The organism is Wolbachia endosymbiont of Atemnus politus (assembly GCF_013309895.1).
Map to the genome: position 1 here is coordinate 1 of NZ_JAAXCS010000148.1, position 2,768 is coordinate 2,768.

The 2,768-nt window shown below is 37.1% G+C and carries 2 protein-coding genes; both read right to left on the reverse strand.

All coding sequences use genetic code 11. The annotated features are described in order from the left end of the window. Nucleotides 1-59: 59 nt before the first annotated feature. The gene (locus HET73_RS06930; RefSeq protein ID WP_174133155.1) at nucleotides 60-956 is read right to left on the reverse strand and encodes a class I fructose-bisphosphate aldolase; all 897 of its coding nucleotides are present in this window, start codon (nucleotides 954-956) and stop codon (nucleotides 60-62) included. Nucleotides 957-1,023: 67 nt separating this feature from the next. After that, on the reverse strand, nucleotides 1,024-2,768 hold a 1,745-nt coding region (locus HET73_RS06935; protein WP_174134258.1), incomplete at its 5' end, for an AAA family ATPase.

A 2,768-nucleotide genomic window follows, 5' to 3' on the forward strand; every position in this document is an offset into this window, starting at 1 on the left:
AACCGGTATAAAAGGATTTGCAGTCCTCCGCATAAACCATTCTGCCACCCAGCCGTTTTTTATGTATAGATATTCATTATATCTTTTAGCATAGATAAAGCATCTTCTTTTTTGCGTTGAAAGGTATTGCGCCCAATGATTGAACCATTACCACCACCCTGCTTAATTTCTTTTGCCTCATTGCATATATCATCCGCCGACTTTGACTCACCACCAGAAAAAACTACTATTCTTTTTCCTGCAAAGCAAGATTTTCTGACATATTCAATCCTTTTGGACAATGACTCAATATTTCCTGCTTCTATTTTTTCTTTTTCCAAGTGGCTAGTTGGAAGTTTTACCTTTATTATATTAGCACCAAGCAAAGCTGCTATGTGTGCAGCATAGGAAATAACATCAACTGCTGTTTCACCTTCTTTGGAAATTCCTTCACCGCGTGGATAAGACCATAGCACTACTGCAAGCCCACAAGACTTAGCCTCAGCTATGATTTCACGGGCTTCTTCTATCATATCAAAGCACTTAGCAGAACCAGGATATATAGTAAACCCAACAGCTATGCAGCCCAAACGCAGCGCGTCTTTCACAGAGGTAGTGATTGCCTGATCAGAAGTTAGACCTTTCGAATGCAAAGAGTTGGAACTATTAAGTTTCAAAATGAGTGGTAGCATTCCAGCATAAGTTGAAGCACCAGCTTCGATCATACCAAGCGGGGCAGCGTATGCACTTACTCCTGAATCAACTGCAAGCTGAAAATGATAATGTGGATCGTAAGCATCAGAGTTAACTTCAAAGCTTTTTATTGGTCCGTGTTCAAATCCCTGGTCTACAGGGAGAATTACTAGTTTGCCAGTTCCACCAAGTTTTCCATGCATCAGAATACGAGTGAGGTTTGCTTTTACCCCAGGATTTTCACTTTCGTAGTAACTTAGTATTTGTCTTACTTTATCACTTATTATCACTATAACTCAAATTAAATTTAAGTTATAAATTGTAACAAAGATGAAGCTTAGTACAAGAATTTTAAGTTATATCAAAAGCAATTTCTTGTTTACTCATATAAATCCTTAATTTCTTTCCTTTAATTAGTCGACGGTTTAGTATTTCTTCAGCTAAGTAACTTTTTATTTCTTTCTCAATCAGCCTCTCTATCGGGCGTGCTCCCATTTCCTTGCTGTAACCAGTCTGTGCAAGGTAAGACTTTATTTCCTCTTCCACCGAGCAGCCTATACCCTTTTGCATGAGTTGTTTTTTCAGTTCCTGAACAAATTTATCTACAATATGCAAAATTACATCTGCATTTAAGTCAGAGAAAGAAATAACTGCATCGAGACGATTACGGAATTCAGGACTAAAAACCTGTTCCATTGCTTTTTCACTATCACCAATGTTAAAATCTTTATGTCCAAAGCCAATAGAGCTCTTACCGCGTTCGAATGCCCCTGCATTGGTTGTCATAATTAAAATTACATTGGAAAAATTAACTTTACGTCCATAGGTGTCTGTAACACAACCGTAATCCATGATTTGTAGCAATATGTTATAAATATCGCTGTGGGCTTTCTCGATCTCATCAAGAAGTACGACACTATATTGATTGTTAGATACAGCTTCTGTAAGCAATCCACCGTGGTCATAACCTACATATCCAGGAGGGGAACCAATCATTCTAGATATTGTATGAGATTCCTTATATTCAGACATGTCAAAGCGTACAAGATGCATGTCCATACTTTTTGCTAGCTGCTTCGCAAGTTCAGTCTTACCTACACCAGTTGGTCCTGCAAAAAGATAATTTGCTAAGGGCTTATTATAATTTCTCAGTCCAGATTTAGCAATTTTAATGGAATTAACAAGAGATTCTATAGCTTGCTCTTGACCAAAAATTACCTTCTCGAGATTTTCTTTTAGAGATTTGATTCTTTGTATATCATCAGATTCAGACCCACAAGGTACGTTTGTAATCCTAGTGATAGTGTTCTTAATGTCTCTACTATTTACGATTTTTCGTCTGTTTTTTTGTAGTTTACAATGTGCTCCTGCTTCATCTATAACATCAACTGCTTTATCAGGTAATATTCGCCCACTAATATATTTATGTGAAAGTTCAGCTGCGGACTTAATGGCATGTTTCGTGTAATATATTCCATGGTACCCTTCATAGTAGTGCTTTATACCGTTTAGTATCTTTATTGTTTCGTTGACAGACGACTCTTTCACATTAATTTTTTGAAACCTTCTTGCTAATGCTTTGTCTTTTTCAAAGCTATTGCTATATTCTCTGTATGTAGTTGCACCTATGCAACGTAATGTACCTCTTGCAAGTGCAGGTTTGAGTAGATTGCCAGCATCAAGAAAGCTACCACTTGTTGAACCTGCTCCAATGATAGTGTGTATTTCGTCGATAAAAAGGATAGCACCAGGTTTTGTCTCAATTGCTTTTATTATAGATTTGATTCTCTCTTCAAAGTCACCTCTATAGCGTGTTCCTGCGAGGAGTGACCCTAAATCCAAAGCATAAATTATGCTGGACCTCAGCACACTCGGAACACTGCCTTCGATAATTTTCAATACCAAACCTTCAACTATTGTTGTTTTGCCAACACCTGGATCCCCAACATATAGAGGGTTGTTTTTCCTGCGTCTTAATAAGATTTCTATAGTACGATCTAATTCATAGTCACGACCTATAACGTAGTCTATTTTTTTATTTCTAGCATAATCATTTAAATTTTTGCAATAACTTTGCAGAACTTCCTCATCCTTTA